The sequence below is a fragment of the Arthrobacter sp. KUASC02 genome (genome assembly GCF_059739395.1).
On the sequence record NZ_AP046053.1, the window covers coordinates 2,545,480 to 2,567,779 of the forward strand.

Consider the following 22,300-nt stretch of genomic DNA (forward strand, 5'->3'; position numbering starts at 1 on the left):
TTAGTTTCCCACAAGTGCGCGAATGGCTGAAACTCGCATGCCCCGGCGGGAATACTTCTTCCCGCCGGATCAGCAAGCTCCAGCCATTCAGCGCACTTAGGGTCTCCTGCTAGCTGAGGATCTCCGCCAGGAACGAGGCCGTGTAGCTCTTTGTCGATTTCGCGACCTGTTCAGGGGTGCCGGTGGCGATGATCTGTCCGCCGCCGGAACCGCCGTCGGGCCCAAGGTCCACGATCCAGTCCGCGCTCTTGATGACGTCGAGGTTGTGCTCAATGGTGATCACGGTGTTGCCCTTGTCCACCAGGCCCTGGAGGACCATGAGGAGTTTGCGGATGTCCTCGAAGTGCAGGCCCGTGGTGGGCTCGTCCAGGACGTAGATGCTGCGGCCGTTGGACCGCTTCTGGAGTTCCGCGGCCAGCTTGACGCGCTGGGCTTCACCGCCGGACAGCGTGGTGGCGGGCTGCCCCAGCCGCACATAGCCCAGGCCGACATCCACCAGCGTGCGGAGGTGGCGGGCGATCGGGGTGAATGCGGCGAAGAACTCGGCACCTTCCTCGATGGGCATGTCCAGGACATCTGCGATGGTCTTGCCCTTGTAGTGGACTTCCAGGGTTTCCCGGTTGTACCGTGCGCCGTGGCAGACCTCGCAGGGCACATAGACGTCCGGCAGGAAGTTCATTTCGATTTTCAGCGTGCCGTCGCCGGAGCAGGCCTCGCAGCGGCCGCCCTTCACGTTGAACGAGAACCGCCCGGGCTGGTAGCCGCGGACCTTGGCTTCGGTGGTCTCCGCGAAGAGCTTCCGGATGTTGTCGAACACACCGGTGTACGTGGCGGGGTTGGAACGCGGGGTCCGGCCGATGGGGCTCTGATCGACGTGCACCACCTTGTCCAGGTGCTCCAGGCCCTGCACGGCCTTGTGCCGGCCGGCCACCTGCTTGGCGCCGTTGAGCTTGTTGGCCAGCACCTTGTAAAGGATTTCGTTGACCAGCGTGGACTTGCCGGAACCGCTGACGCCGGTCACCGCCGTCAGCAGGCCCAGCGGGAAGGCGGCATCCACGTTGACCAGGTTGTTTTCCCTGGCCCCGATGACCTTCAGCTCACGCTTCTTGTCGTACTTGCGCCGCTTCGTGGGGATTTCGATCTTCTTCCGGCCGGAAAGGTAGTCGCCGGTGAGGGACTCCGTGTTTTCCAGGAGTTCCTTGTACGAACCGGAATGCACCACCTGGCCGCCGTGTTCGCCGGCACCGGGTCCGATGTCGACCACCCAGTCAGCTTCCTGGATGGTGTCTTCGTCATGCTCCACCACGATGAGGGTGTTGCCGAGGTCGCGCAGGCGGGTAAGCGTTTCAATCAGCCGCCGGTTGTCCCGCTGGTGCAGGCCGATGGACGGTTCGTCCAGGACGTAGAGGACACCCACCAGGCCGGAACCGATCTGGGTGGCCAGCCGGATGCGCTGCGCTTCGCCGCCGGACAGGGTGCCGGAGGGACGCTCCAGGTTCAGGTACTCCAGCCCCACGTCGAGGAGGAAGGTCAGGCGCGCCTGGATTTCCTTCAGGACCTGGTGGGCGATCTGGGCTTCACGGCCGGTCAGCACCAGGGTGTCCAGGAAGTGCGCGCATTCACGCATGGGCATGGCGGCGACCTCGGCAATGGACTTGCCGTTGATCAGCACGGAGAGCGACGCCGGGTTGAGGCGGGCGCCGTTGCAGGCCGGGCACGGAATCTGCCGCATGTACTCTTCGTACCGGTCCCGGGCCGAGTCCGAGTCGGTTTCCACGTGCTTGCGGTGCACGTACTGGATGACGCCTTCGAAGCCGGTGCTGTACTTGCGCTCACGGCCGAAGCGGTTGCGGTACTGCACCACCACCTTGTGGTCCTTGCCGTGCAGGACGGTCTGCCGGATGTCCTTGGGCAGCTTCTGCCACGGCGTGGTCATCGAGAAGCCGAGCTCCTTGGCAAGCCCTGACAGCAGCCTGTTCCAGTACTCGCTGGTGGCCGTGCCCAGCGACCAGGGTGCGATGGCACCCTCACCCAGGGAGAGCTCGCCGTTGGGAATGATGAGTTCCTCGTCAACTTCCAGCTTGGTGCCGATGCCGCTGCAGGCGGAGCACGCGCCGAAGGGGTTGTTGAAGGAGAACGAGCGGGGTTCGATTTCGTCGATGGCAAGGGGGTGCTCGTTGGGGCACGCGAGGTGCTCGGAGAATGCCCGGACCCGTTCCGGATCGTCCGCTTCGAGGTCCACGAACTCTGCAAGGACGCGGCCCTCGGCCAAGCCGAGTGCGGTTTCGACGGAGTCGGTCAGGCGCTGGCTGATGCCCGCCTTGACCACGAGACGGTCCACCACCACTTCGATGGTGTGCTTGAACTGCTTGCCGAGCTTGGGCGGGTCGCTGAGCTGGATCAGCTTGTCATCCACCCTGGCCCGTGAATAGCCCTTGGCCGTGAGTTCCTTGAAGAGCTCCACGAATTCGCCCTTGCGCCCGCGGACGACGGGAGCAAGGACCTGGAAGCGCGTGCCTTCCGGCAGTTCCAGCAGCTGGTCCACGATCTGCTGCGGCGTCTGCTTGGCCACCTGCTCCCCGCAGATGGGGCAGTGCGGACGGCCCACGCGGGCCCAGAGCAGGCGCATGTAGTCGTAGATCTCGGTGATGGTGCCCACCGTGGACCGCGGGTTCTTGCTGGTCGATTTCTGGTCGATGGAAACCGCCGGGGACAACCCTTCGATGAAGTCCACGTCCGGTTTGTCCACCTGCCCCAGGAACTGCCGGGCGTACGCGGAGAGGGATTCGACGTAGCGGCGCTGGCCCTCGGCGAAGATCGTGTCGAACGCCAGGGACGATTTTCCGGAGCCGGACAGGCCGGTGAAAACGATCATTGAGTCCCGTGGAAGGTCCAGGTCCACGTTCCGCAGATTGTGCTCCCGGGCCCCCTTAACCACGAGCCGGGAAAGGTCAGGGCGCGCCGGTTTTCCCTGGTTCAGGGGGACGACGGCGGGGCGGGCATCAACGGCTGGTTCTTCAGCTACGGCTTTAGGCACCCACTAATGCTAATCGAAAACTTCTTCGAATTTCTATTGAGGGCGCCTATTCGGCGTCGTACGCGGCCGCCAGCAGCTGCACTGCCTCCGCGAAGCTGGCGCCCTGCGCCTTTGCCGCCGTGGCGAATTCGGCCGCCGCCGCGGTCAGGGAGGTCCAGGCCTCGTCCCTGGCGCAGACGATGGTTCCGTGCCTGCCGCGGGTGGCGACAACTCCTGCCGCCTCCAGCTCCTTATAGGCGCGGGCCACTGTGTGCGGCGCGACGCCCAGTGCCGCGGCAAGGTTGCGGACGGCGGGCAGCCTCGTCCCGGGTGCCAGGGTGCCGCTGTCCGCCCGCTCGATGATGTTCAGCCGCAGCTGTTCGAACAGGGGCACTGTACTGCCCTGGTTGGGTTTCCAGGTCCCCGGAAATTCCTGCGCGCCGCTCACCGGCCGGACTCCGGTGCGCTCGGGGTCTCTTCCCCGCCGGCAAACTGTGCGGCGTACAGCCTGCCGTAATGGCCGTTGGCTGCCAGCAGCTGTTGGTGGTTCCCTTGCTCTACGATTCGTCCGTGGTCCATGACCAGAATTAGATCAGCGTCCCGCACAGTGGACAAACGGTGGGCGATGACGAAGCTGGTCCGTCCCCGCCGCAGCCGCTGCATGGCCTGCCGGATCTGCACTTCCGTGCGCGTGTCAACGGAGCTCGTCGCCTCGTCCAGGATCAGGATGCTCCGTCCGGCGAGGTGGGCGCGGGCTATGGTGATGAGCTGCCGCTGGCCTTGGCTCAGGGTGTCTCCGTCGTTGCCGAGCACGGTCGCGTAGCCGTCCGGAAGGGCCCGCACGAAGTGGTCCACCAGGGTGGCTTCGGCGGCTTCGAGGATGTCTGCCTCGCTCGCGCCGGGACGGCCGTATTCAATGTTCTCCCTGATGGAGCCGCTGAACACCCAGGCGTCCTGCAGCACCATCCCGATCAGGGAGCGCAGTTCATCGCGGGAGCGCCCGGTGATGTCCTCGCCGTCAATGGTGATCCGGCCGGAATCGAGCTCATAGAACCTCATGAGCAGGTTCACCATGGTGGTTTTGCCCGCCCCGGTATGGCCCACGATCGCGACGGTCTGCCCCGGCTCGGCGGTGAAGGACAATTCCTCGACCACCGGAACGTCACGGCTGTAGCCGAAGGTGACAGCGTCGAACACTACCCGGCCGCCGGTGGCGCCAACGGTGACGCCGTCCGTTGGCGCGCCTTCGGCCGGACCGGCCCCGGGCGGGTCGGCTTCGGGCGGGTCGGCTTCGGGCGGGTCGGCCCTGTGCTGGCCGGGCCCGGCCCGTCCTGCCGGGTCCTGCCCGGCTCCGTCGCGTGGAATCTCCGGCGCGTCCAGCAGGGCGAACACGCGTTCAGCCGACGCCATGCAGGACTGGATCAGGGTCAGCATGCCGCCGATCTGGCCGATGGGCTGGCTGAAAAGCCTGCTGAACTGGATGAAGGCCTGGACCCCGCCGATGGTCATGGCACCTGCCGTGACCTGCAGCGCGCCCACCACGGCCACCGCAATGTAATTGAGGTTTGAAACAAACACCAGGAGCGGCTGCACGGCGCCGGAAACGTACTGGGCACGTGCACTGGTCCGGAAGAGCCGGTCATTGCTGTTGGTGAAGATCTCGGTGGCCATGCCCTGCCGGCCGAAAGCCTTGAGCACCTCGTGCCCCGTGATGTACTCCTCCAGGTGCGCGTTGAGCTCACCCGTGGTGGTCCACTGCTCGGAAAAGTGAACCTGGGACTTGCGGGCTATCAATACCGTCACCACCGTGGAAAACGGCACGGTCACAAGGGCAATGACCGCCAGCAGTGGCGAAAGCCACAACATCATGGACAACGCGCCGAGGAGCATCAGCACCGACAGGATCAGCTGGTTCAGCAACTGGTTCATGGCCTGCGAGATGTTGTCGACGTCGTTCGTTGCGCGGCTGAGGACATCGCCGCGCCGCTGCTCGTCGAAATGCGCGGACGGCAGCCTCGCCAGTTTGTCCTCCACCGCGGCCCGCAACCCGTAGCTCACCCGTTGCACCGCCATGGCGGTGACCGCTCCCTGGACCCAGCTGAACACCGACGCACCGATATACATCACCGCGACCACCAGCAGCAGTGCGGCCAGCTGCTCTTCGTTGAAGGTCCCTCCAAAAACACCTTCAACCACGACGTCGGTGGCGTCACCCAGCAGCTTGGGGGCCGACACGTTGAGCGCCACAAACGCGCAGGTGGCCACCACAGCGGCGAGCATGCGCCACTTAACCGGCCGCAGCAGTCCAAGCAGCCGCCTCCCGGTGGCCCAGGCTCCGGCACCCGCTCCGGCCACCGCCGTCGTCGTCGGTGTGGTTTTTGTGGCGGCAGTCCTCACAGCCGGCCTCCCAACGCGAGCTGAGAGGCGGCGATTTCCTGGTAGACCGTCGAGGTGCGCATGAGTTCGGCATGCGTCCCCTGGGCAACGAGCCTCCCCTGGTCCAGCACCAGGATGAGTCCGGCGTCAAGGATGGTGGCGATGCGTTCCGCGACGATGATGACGGTGGACCGGTGCGTGAGCGGGACGAGGGCCTGGCGGAGGCGGGCGTCCGTGGCGTAGTCCAGCGCCGAGAGGCTGTCATCGAAAACGTATACGGGAGCGTCCCGGAGCAGTGCGCGGGCGATGCACAGCCGTTGGCGCTGCCCGCCGGAGAAGTTCGTTCCGCCCTGACTCACGGGGCTATGGATCCCGTCCGGGAGGTCGCGCACAAAGTCCTCCGCCTGGGCGGTGCGGAGCGCACGAAGGAGGTCCGCGTCGCTGGCCTCCGGGGCCGCTATCCTCAGGTTCTCGGCCACGGTCCCGGAAAAGAGGTAGGCACGCTGGGGCACCAGTGACAGGCTGTCCCGGAGGAAATGGACGGGAAGTGACTTGACGTTGTGGCCGCCGATCAGGACCTCTCCGGAAGTGGTTTCCAGGAACCGGGGCAGCAGGTTGAGCAGCGTTGTCTTGCCGCTGCCGGTGGAACCGATGATGGCGGTGACTGTGCCCGGCGAGGCCGTGAAACTGATGCGGTCCAGCACGGGTGCTTCCGCTCCGGGGTAGGCAAAAGTGACGTTGCGGAATTCCACCGTGCCACCGGGAGTCCGCCGCGCGTGGGGCAGCCCGGCCCGGGAAATCGGTGCATCCGCGATGGCGGGGCGGGTGTCCAGCACGGCCTGGATCCGTTCGGCGCACACCGCGGCGCGGGGTGCCGTCATCAGCACGTACATTGCCATCATGATGGCAATGAGGATCTGCAGGATGTAGGCAATGAAGGCCGTCAGCGAACCGATCTGCATGTCCCCGGCCTGGATCCGGTGGCCGCCGAACCACACCACGCCCACCGACGACAGGTTCACCACGATCATGATCAGCGGCAGCATCGCTGCCACCAGCAAAGCAGACTGCAGGTTGTTCCGGGTCAGTTCACGGTTGACGACGGCGAAGCGGTGCGCCTCATGTGCTTGGCGGACGAAGGCACGGATGACGTTGGCTCCGATGATCTGCTCCCGCAACACCCTGCCGATGCGGTCGATCAGGACCTGGCCCTCCCGGTACAGGGGCACGAGCCGGCGCACGATGACGAACATGATGAGCACCAGCACCGGAATGATGGCCACCACAATGCCGGACAGCACCACGTCCTGGTTGAGGGCCAGCACGATTCCGCCGATTCCCATGGCGGGAGCTGCCACGAGCATGGTGAAGACCAGCACGGCCAGTGCCTGGATCTGCTGGACATCATTGGTGCCACGGGTGACCAGGCTGGGCACGCCGAACGCGCCAACCTCCTGGGAGGAGAGCGACTGGACCTTGGCGAAGAGTTCCTGGCGGAGCCGGTGGCCGAGCTTCATCGCCACATTGGCGCTGAAGTACCCTGCGACAAGGGCAGCCGCCACCTGGACGGCGGCTATTCCCGCCATCCAGCCGCCCAGCCGAAGGATAACGTCCGTGTTCCCCTTGACGATTCCGTCGTCAATGACGGCGGCATTGAGCGTGGGCAGCAACAGGTTGGCCGTGGTCTGGACAAGCTGCAGCAGCACGATGGCCAGGACCACCGGCTTATGCTCGGCGAGCAGCCGCAGCATCATGCCTCGGAGCACCGCACCTCCCCCCGCCGGGACGGCATATCAGCCCCGTTTCCGCGCGACTGCGAAGATCCTCCGGAACGGAAAAACGGTGCCATGGGCGGTGGCAGGATAGGCGTCCCTGAGCAGCTCCGAGTATTCGGCCTCGAATTCCGCCGCCTCGGCCGGAGCGAGCGCCGACAGTACGGGCCGCAGCCCTGCACCCCTGACCCATTCCAGCACCGGGTCCGGTCCGTGGAGCACCTGCTGGTAGGTGGTCTCCCAGGCGTCAGCCTCACAGCCGGCGTCGAGCATGATGTTCAGGTACCCGGCGGGTTCGGCCACGGCGTCGTCGTGGCGCAGGATGCCGCCGAGCCTATCCTTCCAGCGGACGGACTCGGCGAGCTGCCTCATCAGCACGTGCGAGGGCGACCTGAAATTTCCGGGAACCTGCAGGGCGAACCAGGCGCCGGGCTTGAGCGCCTCGAGCCAGACGGCCAGCAAGGCGGGGTGGCCGGGGACCCATTGGAGGGCGGCGTTGGACACCACCACGTCGGTTTGGTCCGAAGGCATCCATTCGGTGATGTCCTGCAGCGCGAAGGAAAGGTTGGCGGACCGTGCCTGGGCCGCTGCCTGACGCAGCATCTCGGCGGAGGAGTCTATTCCCACCACGTCGGCCTGGGGCCAGCGCTCTGCGAGGGTGGCCGTCAGGTTTCCGGGTCCGCAGCCGAGGTCCACCACGTGGCGGGGCTTCTCGGCAAGGACCCGCGCGGTGAGGTCAAAATACGGCCTGTCGCGATGGTTCCCGAACTCCACGTACTTCGCAGGATCCCACTTCAAAGACGCCCTCCAATGACTCGTGCTGTTGCCGTCAGGCCGAGCCTAGCCCGGCCCGGCCCCGCGACCAAGGAAGAACCACCCATTGGCGGCGGGCACTAAGCTTGAAAGCAATGAAACTCGTTGAGCAGCTCCCTGTCCCGGCCAAACGCACCTCCAGCGGGACGGACCATGATCCGGACGAGCTCTACACCCGCTTCGTCGAATGGACGGAAAGCCGCGGACTGTCCCTCTACGCCGCCCAGGATGAAGCCATCATGGAGCTGGCGTCCGGGGACAACGTCATTCTGGCTACTCCGACGGGTTCGGGCAAGTCCCTGGTGGCGATCGCCGCTCACTTCCAGGCCATGGCGAGGGGCGACCGCAGCTACTACACGGCTCCCATCAAGGCCCTGGTCTCGGAGAAGTTCTTCGCCCTGTGCGAGATCTTCGGGGCCGAAAACGTCGGCATGATCACGGGTGACTCCGGGGTCAACCAGGACGCCCCCATTATCTGCTGCACCGCTGAAATCCTCGCCAACATCGCCCTGCGCGAGGGCTCCGGGGCGGACCTGGGCGCAGTGATCATGGACGAGTTCCATTTCTACTCCGACCCCCAGCGAGGCTGGGCCTGGCAGGTACCGCTGCTGGAGCTTCCGCAGGCGCAGTTCCTGCTGATGTCCGCCACGCTGGGTGATGTCAGCCGTTTTGAAACCGGCCTTACCGAGCTGACCGGGCGCCGGACGACGACCGTCAGTTCTGCTGAACGCCCGATTCCGCTGCACTACTACTACGAGCAGACGCCGGTCCACGAGACCTTGGAGGAGCTGCTCTCCACCAAACAGGTCCCGGTTTATGTGGTCCACTTCAGCCAGCTCGAGGCGATCGACCGCGCGCAGAACCTGATGAGCATCAACGTCTGCACCCGCGAGGAAAAGGACAAGATCGCGGAACTCATTGCAGGGTTCCGTTTTGCGGCCGGCTTCGGCAAGACCCTGAACCGGCTGGTGCGGCACGGCATCGGCGTGCACCACGCCGGCATGCTGCCCAAGTACCGCCGGCTGGTGGAGCAGTTGGCGCAGGCCGGCCTGCTCAAGGTCATCTGCGGGACGGACACCCTCGGTGTGGGCATCAACGTGCCCATCCGCACCGTCCTGCTCACTGCCCTCAGCAAGTACGACGGCGTCCGCACCCGGCTGCTGAATTCGCGCGAGTTCCACCAGATCGCGGGGCGCGCAGGCCGTGCCGGCTACGACACCGCCGGCACGGTGGTGGTGCAGGCTCCCGAACACGTGATCGAAAACGTCAAGGCAATGGCCAAGGCCACTGCCAAATTCGGGGATGACCAGAAGAAGCTCCGCCAGGTGGTCAAGCGGAAGCCGCCGGAGGGCTTCGTGTCCTGGGGCGAACCCACCTACAACCGTCTGGTGGACTCCGTCCCGGACCCGCTCACCTCCAGCTTCACCGTCACGCACGCCATGCTGATGAACCTGATGGAACGGCCCGGCGACCCCTTCAAGGCCGCACGGCGGCTGCTCACGGAAAACCACGAACCCCGCAGCTCCCAGCTGCAGCTGATGAAGAAGGCCCTGGGCATCTACCGGGAACTGCTGGCCGCCGGCGTGGTGGAGCGGATTCCGCCCGGGGAACAGGGCCCCGATGGCAGGACCGTCAGGCTCACCGTCCACCTGCAGGCCAACTTCGCGCTGAACCAGCCGCTCTCCCCGTTCGCGCTGGCGGCGCTGGAGCTCCTGGACCCGGAGTCGCCGTCGTACGCCCTGGACGTCGTCTCCGTGATCGAATCCACGCTGGAAAAGCCCCGGCAGATCCTGTCTGCGCAGCAGAAGAAGGCCCGCGGCGAAGCCATCGCCGCCATGAAGGCCGACGGCATTGAGTATGACCAGCGGATGGCCATGCTCGAAGACGTCACCTACCCCCAGCCGCTCGCGGAAATCCTGGGCGAGGCCTTCGACGTCTATCGGAAGGCCGCGCCCTGGATCGGCGATTTCGAGCTAGCCCCCAAATCCGTGGTCCGGGACATGTACGAGCGGGCCATGAACTTCGGCGAATTCGTCCAGTTCTACGGGCTGGCGCGTTCCGAGGGCATTGTGCTGCGGTACCTCGCCGACGGTTTCAAGGCGCTGCGCCAGACTGTTCCGCAGGACGCCCTGCGGGAGGACCTCGAGGACCTGATTGCCTGGCTGGGCGAGCTGGTCCGGCAGGTCGATTCGAGCCTCCTGGACGAATGGGAGGAGCTGACCTCCGGCGCCGCACCGACCCCGCACGACGCTCCCCCGCCCCCGCCGCCGTCGCTGACGTCCAACATCCGGGCGTTCCGCGTGATGGTCCGCAACGAGATGTTCCGGCGCGTGGAGCTTTTCGCCGACGAGGCGGCCACGGAACTCGGCGAACTCGACGCCGCCGCCGGCTGGGACGCCGACCGCTGGGAGGACGTCCTGGACGACTACTTTGACGAACACAACGACATCGGCACCGGACCGGACGCCCGCGGTCCGGGCCTGCTGATCATCACCGAAGAGCCGGGGATGTGGAAGGTCCGGCAGATCTTTGATGATCCTGCAGGCAACCACGACTGGGGGATCTCGGCGGAGGTGGACCTGGCGGCGTCTGACGAAACCGGAACGGCAGTGGTCCGGGTGACCGACGTGAACCGGCTGTAGTCGCTAGTAAACTCGAATGATGAGTGTAATCCGGCCCGCCACCGTTGAAGATGTCCCCGTCATCCTGCAGATGATCCACGAACTGGCTGTCTACGAGAAGGAACCCGACGCCGTCCGGAACACACCGGAAATGCTCGCCGGCGTCCTGTTCGGCGAGAACCCGAGGGTTTTTGCCGCCATGGCTGAAAACGAATCCGGCGAGATCCGGGGTTTCGCGCTGTGGTTCCTGAACTATTCCACCTGGGAAGGCGTCCACGGCATCTACCTCGAGGACCTGTACGTGACTCCGGAGGCGCGCGGCGAGGGCCACGGCAAGGCGCTGCTGCAGCACCTGGCGGCCACCGCCGTCGAACGCGGCTATGCCCGCGTTGAATGGAGCGTTCTGGACTGGAACGAACCGTCCATTAACTTCTACAAGAAACTCGGCGCATTCCCCATGGAGGAATGGTCAACATTCCGGCTGACCGGGGAAGCCCTCGACTCGTTCGGGACCGCCCGTGAGGCGCACGTCCTTGGCTGATCTTCCGATGACCGGCCTGGCCGCCGTGGGAATGCTGGAGGCTGCCGCCGCCGCCGACGTGCCGGCTGTTCCGCACACGGTTAAGGCGCGGCACGAGTACCGCGGAATGCGTACGGCGGAGCACTTCTTTGAGGTGCCGCTGGACCACTTCAACGGCGGCACCGGGGAGACGGTCACGGTGTTTGCGCGGGAGTACGTCTCCGCGGACCACAGTGAGGAGGCCGCCGCCGACCTCCCGTGGCTCCTTTACCTGCAGGGCGGCCCCGGCGGCAGGGGCAACCGGTTTCCCTCCCTTGGCGGCTGGAGCAAAGCCGCCGCCAGGGACTTCCGCATCCTCATGCTGGACCAGCGCGGCACCGGGCTGTCCGCCCCGATCGACCGCAACACGCTCCCGCTCCGCGGAAACGACGCCGACCAGCTGGAGTACCTGACCCACTTCCGGGCGGACTCGATTGTGGCAGACGCCGAGGCGATCAGGCATGCCCTCGGGTCCGGCCCGTGGACCATCTACGGGCAAAGCTACGGCGGTTTCTGCGCCCTGACCTACCTCTCCTTTGCACCGGAGGGACTTCGCGAGGCGCTCATCACCGGCGGGCTGGGGCCGCTGGCAGGCCCTGCCGACAGGGTGTACCAGGCCACCTACCGCCGCGTGGCCGCCCGCAACGCCGAATACTTCAAGTCCTACCCGGAGGACCGTGCCGCGGTCAGCCGGATTGCCCGGCACCTCCGCGACACAGAGGAGCACCTGCCCGACGGCCAGCGGCTCACCGTAGAGCGTTTCCAGATGGTGGGGTCCTTCCTGGGCGGGAACACCAGGGTGGACACCCTGCACCACCTGCTGGAGGACGCCTTCGTGGCCACGCCCGACGGCGACCGCCTCTCTGACTCCTTCCTGGAGCAGGTCCGCGGCATTGTCACCCGCGCCGGGAACCCGCTGTACGCCCTCATGCACGAGTCCATCTACGGCCAGGGCGAAGCCACGGACTGGGCCGCGCTGCGGGTGCTCCAGGACTTTCCCGAGTTCCGCCCCGACGCCGCCGAGCCGCTGCTGACCGGAGAAATGGTCTATCCCTGGTATTTCGAGCAGGACGCGGCGCTCCGTCCGCTGCGGAATGTTGCACGGCTGCTGGCTGAGAAGGCCGACTGGAAACCGCTGTACGACCCGGAACGGCTTGCCGCCAACACCGTCCCCGTTGCCGCCGCGGTGTACAGCGAGGACATCTACGTCGACCGGGACCTATCCCTCGAAACGGCGTCTGCCGTGCGCGGACTCCAGGTCTGGGAGACTGCGGAATTCCACCATGACGGCATTGCGGACGACGGCGAAGGCATCTTCGGGCGCCTGCTGGGAATGGTGCGTTCAGTCCGCAGCTGAGCGGCCGCCGGCCGTCGGGGCCACCCGGTCTCCTGCCCGTCCGGGCAGGAGGGCCATCACGGCCGCGGCAAGCACGACGCCGGCAACGACGCCTCCGGCCACGTTGAGTCCGGAGTAACCCGCCCAGCTGAGGATGAGGCCGGAGGACGCGCCCCCTACGGCGCCTGCTGCTCCCATGAGCATGTCCGAAACGCCCTGGACCATAACGCCTTCCTCCTGGCGGACGCTTTCCGCCAGGAGGGTGGAGCCGGCGACGGTGGCGGCGGACCAACCGAGTCCCAGGAGGACCAGTCCCACAGCCACGGCGGTGGTTGACCGCTGGCCGGCCCCGGCCACGGCTGCAGCTGCGACCAGCAGGGCGAACCCGATGACGACGGTCTGTTTTCGTCCCGCCTTGTCCGTCAGCCACCCCATCACGGGCGACAACGCAAACATCCCGGCAATGTGCAGCGAGATGGTGAAGCCAATGATCACCAGGACGTCGCCGGAGGCCGTGTGGCCGGCGTGGGCGGCCGCGCCGGGGCCGGCCACCAGTTCCTGCAGGTGGAGGGGCGTCACGGACATCACCCCGACCATGACGGCGTGGGCGCCCACGACGGCGGCCAACGCCAGGATGGCGGACGGTGAGCCGCGGGCAGCACGCCATCCCCGGGCAAGGGCGCCGCGCCGGCGTGCGACGGCGGGTTGCCGGCTGGCGGGCTGTTGGCCGGGTTGATGTTGGCCGGTGTGATGCTGGCTGGCGGGCTGGTTGTCTGCCGGTTGCCGGCCGGCGGCGGCGAGCTCCCGGGCGAACAGCAGCGGGTCGGGCCTGAGCCCGGCGAGCAGCAGGGCGCAGGCCAGCACAAGCCCGGCCGCGGAAATGATGAAGGGCCCGGCGATGGGCGGGAGCCCGACTGCCTGGCCGACTACGGCGCCGGGCTGGATGAGGTTGGGTCCTGCCACGGCGCCGATGGTGATGGCCCAGACGACGGCGGACAGGGACCGCCCGCGATGCTCGTCATCGGCGAGGTCCACGGCCGCGAAGCGCGCCTGCAGGTTTGATGCCGTGCCGAGTCCCACTCCGGCGGTGCCCAGGAGCAGCAACAGGAAGCTGCCGGAGACGATGGAAACCACGATGCATCCGACACCGGCGAGGGCCGCCGCAAGACCTGTCACCAGCCCCGCCAGGCGGCCGCGGCGGTCTGCCAGCGAAGCCAGCGGCAGCGCCGACAAGGCGGCGGCGAGGGTCATCACGGTGGAAACGGAGCCTGCCCAGGCACTGGATCCGGAGAGGTCCACCGCGAGCAGTGAGCCGATGGAAACGGTGGCCCCGGTGCCGATTCCGCTGAGCAGCTGCGCCGACCCCAGCAGGATGACGGTGCGCCGCTGGACGGTTTGGCGTTGCAGGGGCCGCCGCTGATCGTGGCGCACCCCGGGCTTTGCCCCGGAAGTGTTTGCCATCACTAGAGCATAGCCCCGCCCGTGCCGGGACAAACAGGGCCGTCAGACGCAGGCAACCCCGGTCAGCGATGTGACCGGGGTTGCTAGCAGAAACGTGGAACGGTGCGGAGGCTACTCGGCGTCGCTCATGCTCTTGCGGGCGTCCTCTTCGAGGCGGGCGTCCACCTTTGCCTGTGCAGCCTTGGAGCTCACCAGGCTGGCGATCACGGCGACGATGATGGTGCCCACAATGACAGCCAGGGACACGAACGTGGGGATCTCGGGGGCCCACTCGATGTGGTGGCCGCCGTTGATGAACGGAAGTTCGTTGACGTGCATGGCGTGGAGGACCAGCTTGACGCCGATGAACGCCAGGATGAAGGAGAGAGCGTGCTTCAGGTAGATCAGTCGGTTCATCAGGCCGCCCAGCAGGAAGTACAGCTGGCGCAGGCCCATGAGGGCGAAGAGGTTTGCCGTGAAGACAATGAACGGGCTCTGCGTCAGGCCGAAGATCGCCGGAATGGAGTCGACAGCGAACAGCAGGTCGGTCAGGCCGATCGTGACGAAAACGATCAGCATCGGGGTGAAGACCTTCTTGCCGTCAACCGTGGTGCGCAGCTTGCCGCCGTCGAACTTCTCCGACATCGGGATCACCTTGCGGAGCCTCGCGATCAGCGGGTTTTCCTTGTCCTCTTCGTCCTCGCCTTCGTCCTGGGCCTGCTTCCAGGCGGTCCAGAGGAGGAAGGCGCCGAAGATGTAGAACACCCAGCTGAACTGCTCAATCACGATGGCGCCCAGCAGGATGAAGATGCCACGCAGGATCAGCGCGATGATGATGCCCACCATCAGCACTTCCTGCTGGTACTTACGGGGCACGGAGAAGCGGGCCATGATGATGATGAAGACAAAGAGGTTGTCGATGCTGAGGCTGTATTCCGTCACCCAGCCGGCAACGAATTGCCCGCCGTACTCCGGGCCAGTGAAGGCGAACATGGCGCCCGCAAAGACCAGGGCCAGGGAGACGTAGAACGCCACCCAGAGGCCGGCTTCCTTCATGGAAGGTTCGTGCGGTCGCCGGACAACCAGCAGCAGGTCAATGAGGAGGATGAGGCCGAGGACGACGAGTGAGCCGACCTCGAACCAGACGGGTAGTTCGAGCACAGGGATGCCTTTCGCAGGGTACAGAGATGCGGTGTAAGTCTCTCCGGCTTGCCTGCGCACTTGGTGCTGAAACGGCAGCCCGCTACGCCCGGCAGGGCATCTATGCCGTGCGTGTTGACGATCGTAGCGCTTGGGATACTCCCCTACGTGACAACAACTTTACCCTAGGCATGGCCGGCGGCCTGCATCTGCCGCAGTTCCTTCTTCAATTCGCCCACTTCGTCGCGCAGCCGGGCGGCCAGTTCGAACTGCAGTTCGCCGGCTGCGGCGTGCATCTGTTCCGTCAGCTGCTCGATCAGGCCCACGAGGTCTTCCGCCGGGGCAGCCGCCAGGCCGTCCTGGCGCACGGTGGACGCGCCCTTGCCCTTGCCCCGGGTCTTCCCTGCCGTGGCGAGCAGTTCGCGGGTGTCCGCATCCTCCTTGGCCAGCTGGTCCGTGATGTCCGCGATCTTTTTCCGCAGCGGCTGCGGGTCGATGCCGTTTTCGGTGTTGTAGGCCACCTGGATCGCGCGGCGCCGGTTGGTCTCGTCGATCGCGTGCGCCATGGAATCGGTGATCCGGTCGGCGTACATGTGGACCTGTCCCGACACGTTACGGGCGGCGCGGCCGATGGTCTGGATCAGGGAGGTTGAGGACCGTAGGAAGCCTTCCTTGTCCGCGTCCAGGATGCTCACCAGCGAAACTTCGGGGAGGTCAAGGCCTTCCCGGAGCAGGTTGATGCCCACGAGGACGTCGAAAACACCCATCCGCAGTTCGCGCAGCAGCTCCACCCGGCGGAGCGTGTCCACATCGGAGTGCAGGTACTCCACCTTCACGCCGTGGCCCAGCAGATAGTCGGTGAGGTCTTCCGCCATCCGCTTGGTGAGGGTGGTGACGAGGACACGTTCGTTCTTCGCCGTGCGGGTCTTGATCTCCCCCAGCAGGTCGTCGATCTGGCCCTTCGTGGGCTTGACCACCACCTCGGGGTCGATCAGGCCGGTGGGCCGGATGATCTGCTGGACAAAGCCGTCGGACTTGCCCAGTTCGTACTTGCCCGGGGTGGCGGACAGGTACACAGTCTGGCCTATGCGCTCCTGGAACTCGTCCCATTTGAGCGGCCGGTTGTCCATGGCGGAAGGCAGGCGGAAGCCGAAGTCCACCAGGTTCCGCTTGCGGGACATGTCGCCCTCGTACATGGCGCCGATCTGAGGCACCGTCACGTGGGACTCGTCGATGACCAGCAGGAAGTCGTCCGGGAAGTAGTCCAGGAGGCAGTGCGGCGCTGTTCCGCGGGCCCGGCCGTCAATGTGTGAGGAGTAGTTCTCGATGCCGTTGCAGAAACCCATCTGCTGCATCATTTCGAGGTCGTAGGTGGTGCGCATGCGGAGCCGCTGGGCTTCCACGAGCTTGTTCTGGCTTTCCAGGACCTGCAGCCGTTCGGCGAGTTCGTCCTCGATCCGCTTAATGGCGCGGGCCATGCGTTCCGGTCCGGCAACGTAATGCGAGGCCGGGAAGACGTACATTTCTTCTTCGTCCCGGATCACCTCGCCGGTGAGGGGGTGCAGGGTGTGGATGTTTTCGATCTCGTCGCCGAAGAACTCGATCCGGATGGCCAGTTCCTCGTACATCGGGATGATTTCCACGGTATCGCCGCGGACCCGGAACGTGCCGCGGTGGAAGTCCATGTCGTTGCGGGCGTACTGCATGGAGACGAATTTCCGGAGGAGGTCGTCACGGTTCATCTCCGCCCCCTTGCGGAGCGTGACCATTCCGGCGATGTACTCTTCCGGCGTGCCCAGGCCGTAGATGCAGGACACAGTGGCCACCACGATCACGTCGCGGCGGGTCAGCAAGGCATTGGTGGCGGAGTGGCGGAGCCGTTCCACTTCCTCGTTGATGGAGGAGTCCTTCTCGATGAAGGTGTCCGTCTGCGCCACGTAGGCTTCCGGCTGGTAGTAGTCGTAGTAGGAGACGAAATACTCGACGGCGTTGTTCGGGAGCAGTTCCCGGAATTCGTTGGCCAACTGAGCGGCGAGGGTCTTGTTCTGCACCATCACCAGCGTGGGGCGCTGGACCTGCTCAATGAGCCAGGCCGTCGTCGCGCTTTTGCCGGTACCGGTGGCGCCAAGCAGCACCACGTCCTTTTCGCCGTTCTTGATGCGTTCAGTCAGCTCCGCGATGGCGGCCGGCTGGTCGCCCGCCGGCTTGAATTCACTGATGACCTCGAACGGAGCCACGACACGGTTGATTTGCTGGGCAAGACTCATGAATATAATCTACCGCCGGGCTCTGACAACGTGCCCCGATTCAGCTTTGGGCAGTACCGCTGACTGCGTCGGCAGGGGCAGCGGCAGCGGCAGCGGTCGCCGCACCGGCAGCCGTACCCGTTGCCGGCGCCGTTATGTACGACGGCGGTTGCCAGCCGGTGCGCTGCACCCACGCGTCCATCCGGCCGGCGGCATGCTCCGTGAACCATGCTTCCTTGTCTGCAGCGTAGCCCGCCGTCGACTTGTCCACGCTATGGAGGGCGGCAACCCTCCGCTTCTCCGCCACGTAGTCGCTCCTGGCCGCAGCGTCGTCACGGAGCCAGTCCCGGAAACACAGAGCGAACCGCCAGCCGGGCGAACCAGCGGGCCGGACGTGCAGGTTGACCGGCCTGCCGGGGTCGGCGTTGCCGTGAAGGCGCTTGGCCCAGACAGCCGGATCAGGGTGCGACGGTTTGGGGCTGTCGGCAAACACTCCCGGCCACAGCGGAAAGCCCGCCGCGGCCAGGAGCGGCGCGATCCGGTCCGCCGTCGCAAGGTCCGCAACGGTCAACTGGAGGTCAATGATGTCTTTGGCGTCAAGTCCGGGTACGGCGGTGGAGCCGATGTGGTCCACGGCCACGATGTCCGCAGGAGCCGCGACCTCCAGCCGGGCAGCGAGGCGAACGGCCTGCGCTTCCCACGTTGGATCCGCCGGGGCAAGCACCGGCCCGCCCGTCCGCGGCGCCGGACGCTGCTTGCTGATGTTGTCCGCAAAAGGGGCCAGCCGCCGGGTCCACAGCCCGTCAACGGCAGCTTTTAGTTCATCAATGCTCCCGGAGTTGTCCAGCACCACGTCCGCGGCGGCCAGGCGGTCGTCCCTGGCGGCCTGCGCAGCCATCCGCGACCTCGCCTGCTCGTCGGTCATGTTCCGTTGTTCCACCATGCGCCGGACCCGAACCTCATCGGGTGCATCCACCACCAGCACGAGATGGAAATTGCTGCCCTGGCCCGTTTCCACGAGCAAGGGAATGTCCTGTACGACGACGGCGCCGCCGGGGGCGGCGTCAATCATCGCGGCGGCCCGCTCCCGGACCAGGGGATGGACGATGCCGTTGAGCACCGCGAGCCTGTCCGGATCGCCGAATACCAGCGCGCCGAGCCGGGCCCGGTCCAGCCCGCCGTCCGCAGCCAGCATGTCCGCCCCGAAGGCTTCCACCACGCGGGCCAGTCCGGGGGTGCCCGGCTCGACGACCTCACGGGCGAGGGCATCGGCGTCGACCAGGACGGCCCCCAGTTCGCGCAAACGCGAGGCTACCACTGACTTTCCCGAGGCGATGCCGCCCGTCAACCCGATCTTCAGCACCCCACCAGAGTAGTCCCCACCGCTCCCCTGACCTCGCTACGCTCGCCCAGGGAACCCTGGCGGCGTGGGCCCACCCACCGCTCCCCTGACCTCGCTACGCTCGCCCAGGGAACCCTGGCGGCGTGGGCCCACCCACCGCTCCCCTGACCTCGCTACGCTCGCCCAGGGAACCCTGGCGGTGTGGGCCCAGCCACCGCTCACCCACCTCGCGGCACCACGCCCGGACTAGACTTGGGCGGTGCATGAGCAAGAAAGCAGGGCTACCGCCTACACCACCCTCGCGGCCGGGCCGGATTTCCGCCATGAACTCGAGATCAAACGGTCCCGGTTCATCACCGTGATGCGGCGCAGCGGGGAGGAAGAAGGCGCAAGGGACCTGGTGGCAGGGCTGCGCAAGGAGTTCCACGACGCCCGGCACCACTGCTCAGCATTCGTTCTGGGACCGGACCGCGACGTCCAGCGCTCCAGCGACGACGGCGAACCGTCCGGAACCGCCGGCATCCCCATGCTCGAGGCCCTCCTCCGGCGGGAAACAGCGCCCGGGGTCACTGACCTGAGCGACGTCACCGCCGTCGTCGTCCGCTATTTTGGCGGGATCCTCCTCGGTGCGGGCGGGCTGGTGCGCGCCTACTCCGAGTCGGTTTCCTCCGCGCTGGACCTGGCACCGCTGGTCCGGCGCAGCCGGCTGCGGATCTGCTCCGTCGAGGTCCGGCATTCCGCCGCCGGAAGGCTGGAAAACGACCTCCGTGCGGCCGGCTATGTCATGGCGGAGACCAGCTACGGGGCGAGCACGACTGTTCTCAGGGTGGCCCTGGCCGACCAGCCTGACGAACTCGACCGGGCCGCCGCACGGCTTGCGTCCCTGACAGCCGGCAGCGCCGTCCTCCGCCCGGAAGAAACGGAATGGATCGATGTCCCCTTCTGAACAATCGCCCAGCCGAACGGGCAATGTGGAGCTGCTCGACGTCAACGAGGAAGTTTTGGCTGCGCTGCTGAACCTCGCCCTCACGGACGCCATTGCCGACGAGGTCACTCCCCCGTTGGGTGCCACCTCCGGCTGGAACGATGAGCGGATCAGCTGGTTCCGCGACTACCACCGTGCCGCGGCGGCCGGCCTCAACAGCCGGGCAGGCCAGAAATCCTGGGCCGTCAGTGTTGGCGGCCGGGTGGCCGGCTCGATCCGGCTTAAGCGCACCGGAACCACGCCGTCGGGGGTGGCGTCGCTGGAAACCGGGCTGTGGCTGGGCCGCAGCTTCCGGGGGCGGGGCATCGGCCGCGAGGCGTTGAGGCTCGTCCGCGCTGTGGCCGTGGGCGCCGGCGCCACCGTGCTGCAGGCCGAAACCACCGCCGGGAACACGGCTGCACAGGCACTCCTCCGCTCCGCCGGGGCAGAACTGGCCGGGGACGGTGTCAGTCCAGCGGTGACGGCGCGAATCCACCTTCGCTGACGCCGCAACCCAGGCCTCGCCACGGGACCTGGGCGGTGGTTGGATGGATGGACAGCGTCCAGCTGAGCAGAGGAGGCAGCGTGGAAGATCCCTTCGACCTTGAACGCTTCATGCAGGCCCAGAACGCCGGCGGAACCTATCAGCGGGCCCTGGACGAACTTTCCAGGGGATCCAAGGAGAGCCATTGGATGTGGTTCATCTTCCCGCAGATCGCCGGCCTCGGGCAGAGCCCCACCTCCCGGAAGTACGCCATCTCGTCGCTGGCCGAGGCCAAGGCCTACGTGGTCCACCCCGTGCTTGGTCCGCGGCTGTTCGACTGCACCCGGGCCGTTGCCGGCCACACAGGACTCAGCGCCGTCCGGATTTTCGGGGGGATTGACGCTCGGAAGCTACAGTCCTCCATGACGCTTTTCCTGCGCGCCGCTCCGGACCAGCCCGTGTTCCAGGAGGTCCTCGACAGGTACTTTGATGGAAACCCGGACCCTGCGACCGACCGGCTGTTGGGCTAGGCAACGCTGCCGGCGTAAACGAAAAGGTGGCCGCCCCCTTTCGGGGACGGCCACCTTCAGCGTGCTAACTGCCTGGTGCCACCGGAATTACCTCCGGGGCGAACCGGGAAATTAGTTGCCGGTCAGCTTCTCGCGCAGAGCAGCAAGAGCCTCGTCCGAAGCAAGCGTGCCTGCACCGGTCTCGGCTGCAGCCGGCTCGGAGGAGTAGCTGGTGGTGCCGGAGTCGCTGTCACCGGACGTTGCAGCTGCAGCGTCGTCGGCAGCGTGCTGGGCAACCTGCTTCTTGTGTGCTTCCCAGCGGGTCTGGGCGTCAGCGTACTGCTGCTCCCAGGCCGCGCGCTGGTTCTCGTAGCCTTCAAGCCACTCGTTGGACTCCGGGTCGAAGCCCTCCGGGTACTTGTAGTTGCCCTCTTCGTCGTACTCAGCGGCCATGCCGTAGAGAGCCGGATCGAATTCGGTGCTGTCGGCGTCAACGCCCTCGTTAGCCTGCTTGAGGGAGAGGGAGATGCGGCGGCGCTCGAGGTCGATGTCGATGACCTTGACGAACAGCTCGTCGCCAACGGAGACAACCTGCTCAGCCAGCTCCACGTGGCGGACTGCCAGCTCGGAGATGTGAACGAGGCCTTCGATGCCGTCTTCGACGCGAACGAACGCACCGAACGGAACCAGCTTGGTGACCTTACCCGGAACAACCTGGCCGAGGGCGTGGGTGCGGGCGAAGGTCTGCCACGGATCTTCCTGCGTAGCCTTGAGCGACAGGGAAACACGCTCGCGGTCCAGGTCGACTTCGAGAACCTCGACGGTGACTTCCTGGCCAACTTCGACAACCTCGGACGGGTGGTCGATGTGCTTCCAGGACAGCTCGGAAACGTGAACCAGGCCGTCTACGCCGCCCAGGTCCACGAAGGCACCGAAGTTGACGATGGAGGAAACGACGCCGGGACGGACCTGGCCCTTTTCCAGCTTGTTGAGGAACGTGGAGCGGACCTCGGACTGGGTCTGCTCGAGCCATGCACGGCGGGACAGCACAACGTTGTTGCGGTTCTTGTCCAGCTCGATGATCTTGGCTTCGATCTGCTGACCGATGTACGGAGCAAGGTCGCGCACACGGCGCATCTCGACGAGGGATGCGGGCAGGAAGCCGCGCAGACCGATGTCGAGGATAAGACCACCCTTGACAACCTCGATGACGGTACCGGTGACGACACCGTCTTCTTCCTTGACCTTCTCGATGTCGCCCCAGGCGCGCTCGTACTGAGCACGCTTCTTGGAGAGGATCAGGCGGCCTTCTTTGTCTTCCTTGGTGAGCACCAGGGCTTCGACCTGATCGCCAACGGAGACGACGTCTCCGGGATCAACGTCGTGCTTGATGGACAGCTCGCGGGAGGGGATGACACCTTCGGTCTTGTAACCGATGTCGAGCAGAACTTCGTCGCGGTCGACCTTGACGACGGTACCTTCGACGAGATCTCCGTCGTTGAAGTACTTGATGGTGGCGTCGACTGCTGCGAGGAAGTCCTCAGCGGTACCGATGTCGTTAATCGCGACTACGGGGGTACCGGGCTTCTCGGTGGAGGTGATGGTCATGTAGTAGGGGCTCCGTTGTGGATAGTTAGTCGGTCAGGCGGACCGCCGCCCACCCGTATTGACGAGTGCGCGGA

Annotated in this window: 16 protein-coding genes; 6 read left to right on the plus strand and 10 right to left on the minus strand. The window is 66.0% G+C overall.

From position 1 onward, the window contains the following. Positions 1–109 precede the first annotated feature (109 nt). From uvrA to AC6JAC_RS11800, 5 genes are all read right to left on the minus strand, one after another. A complete protein-coding gene (gene uvrA / locus AC6JAC_RS11780; RefSeq protein ID WP_497964792.1) occupies positions 110–3,037 on the minus strand; it encodes an excinuclease ABC subunit UvrA in 2,928 nt (975 codons plus the stop codon). Between the two features lie 46 nt (positions 3,038–3,083). After that, positions 3,084–3,464, minus strand: a complete 381-nt coding sequence (locus AC6JAC_RS11785; RefSeq protein ID WP_028269309.1) for a GntR family transcriptional regulator — start codon at positions 3,462–3,464, stop codon at positions 3,084–3,086. After that, positions 3,461–5,296 (minus strand): ABC transporter ATP-binding protein, encoded by a 1,836-nt coding sequence (locus AC6JAC_RS11790; RefSeq protein ID WP_497966810.1) that lies wholly within the window; start codon positions 5,294–5,296, stop codon positions 3,461–3,463. The genes AC6JAC_RS11785 and AC6JAC_RS11790 overlap by 4 nt, the downstream gene beginning before the upstream one ends. A 113-nt stretch (positions 5,297–5,409) precedes the next feature. Then, a complete protein-coding gene (locus tag AC6JAC_RS11795; protein ID WP_497966812.1) occupies positions 5,410–7,146 on the minus strand; it encodes an ABC transporter ATP-binding protein in 1,737 nt (578 codons plus the stop codon). A 39-nt stretch (positions 7,147–7,185) separates the two neighbouring features. After that, positions 7,186–7,962, minus strand: a complete 777-nt coding sequence (locus tag AC6JAC_RS11800) for a trans-aconitate 2-methyltransferase (protein ID WP_497964794.1) — start codon at positions 7,960–7,962, stop codon at positions 7,186–7,188. A gap of 110 nt (positions 7,963–8,072) precedes the next feature. Between AC6JAC_RS11800 and AC6JAC_RS11805 the strand changes: the two genes are divergently transcribed. From AC6JAC_RS11805 to AC6JAC_RS11815, 3 genes are read left to right on the plus strand one after another with little or no spacing between them, the layout of a single operon-like run. After that, entirely contained in the window at positions 8,073–10,619 is a 2,547-nt protein-coding gene (locus tag AC6JAC_RS11805; protein ID WP_028269312.1) for a DEAD/DEAH box helicase, read from the plus strand. 19 nt (positions 10,620–10,638) lie between these two features. Next, on the plus strand, positions 10,639–11,139 hold the full coding sequence (locus AC6JAC_RS11810) for a GNAT family N-acetyltransferase (RefSeq protein WP_347898475.1): 501 nt from the start codon (positions 10,639–10,641) through the stop codon (positions 11,137–11,139). Positions 11,140–11,170: 31 nt separating this feature from the next. After that, positions 11,171–12,514, plus strand: a complete 1,344-nt coding sequence (locus tag AC6JAC_RS11815; RefSeq protein ID WP_028269314.1) for an alpha/beta fold hydrolase — start codon at positions 11,171–11,173, stop codon at positions 12,512–12,514. On the opposite strand, the gene AC6JAC_RS11820 is transcribed toward AC6JAC_RS11815, so the two are convergent. From AC6JAC_RS11820 to coaE, 4 genes are all read right to left on the minus strand, one after another. Continuing rightward, positions 12,500–13,954, minus strand: a complete 1,455-nt coding sequence (locus tag AC6JAC_RS11820) for an MFS transporter (protein ID WP_497964797.1) — start codon at positions 13,952–13,954, stop codon at positions 12,500–12,502. The genes AC6JAC_RS11815 and AC6JAC_RS11820 overlap by 15 nt on opposite strands. Before the next feature lie 111 nt (positions 13,955–14,065). Beyond that, positions 14,066–15,094: a TerC family protein gene (locus AC6JAC_RS11825; protein WP_347898471.1), complete on the minus strand. Its 1,029-nt coding sequence runs from the start codon at positions 15,092–15,094 to the stop codon at positions 14,066–14,068. 164 nt (positions 15,095–15,258) lie between these two features. Further along, positions 15,259–17,340, minus strand: a complete 2,082-nt coding sequence (uvrB, locus tag AC6JAC_RS11830) for an excinuclease ABC subunit UvrB (RefSeq protein ID WP_028269316.1) — start codon at positions 17,338–17,340, stop codon at positions 15,259–15,261. 40 nt (positions 17,341–17,380) lie between these two features. Next, positions 17,381–18,682 carry a dephospho-CoA kinase gene (coaE, locus tag AC6JAC_RS11835; RefSeq protein ID WP_497964800.1) on the minus strand — a complete coding sequence of 434 codons (1,302 nt, stop codon included), beginning with the start codon at positions 18,680–18,682 and terminating at the stop codon, positions 17,381–17,383. A gap of 238 nt (positions 18,683–18,920) precedes the next feature. On the opposite strand from coaE, the gene AC6JAC_RS11840 reads away from it, so the two are divergent. The 3 genes from AC6JAC_RS11840 (at position 18,921) to AC6JAC_RS11850 (ending at position 20,639) form a co-directional block, all read left to right on the plus strand. Next, a complete protein-coding gene (locus AC6JAC_RS11840) occupies positions 18,921–19,607 on the plus strand; it encodes an IMPACT family protein (protein WP_347898467.1) in 687 nt (228 codons plus the stop codon). Then, positions 19,594–20,130: a GNAT family N-acetyltransferase gene (locus AC6JAC_RS11845; protein ID WP_497964802.1), complete on the plus strand. Its 537-nt coding sequence runs from the start codon at positions 19,594–19,596 to the stop codon at positions 20,128–20,130. Before AC6JAC_RS11840 ends, AC6JAC_RS11845 begins: the two co-directional genes overlap by 14 nt. An 80-nt stretch (positions 20,131–20,210) precedes the next feature. Continuing rightward, positions 20,211–20,639: a DUF1810 domain-containing protein gene (locus AC6JAC_RS11850; RefSeq protein ID WP_497964804.1), complete on the plus strand. Its 429-nt coding sequence runs from the start codon at positions 20,211–20,213 to the stop codon at positions 20,637–20,639. Positions 20,640–20,750: 111 nt separating this feature from the next. Here the strand turns inward: AC6JAC_RS11850 and rpsA are convergent, their stop codons facing one another. Next, positions 20,751–22,226: a 30S ribosomal protein S1 gene (gene rpsA, locus AC6JAC_RS11855; protein WP_011691911.1), complete on the minus strand. Its 1,476-nt coding sequence runs from the start codon at positions 22,224–22,226 to the stop codon at positions 20,751–20,753. Positions 22,227–22,300 lie beyond the last annotated feature (74 nt).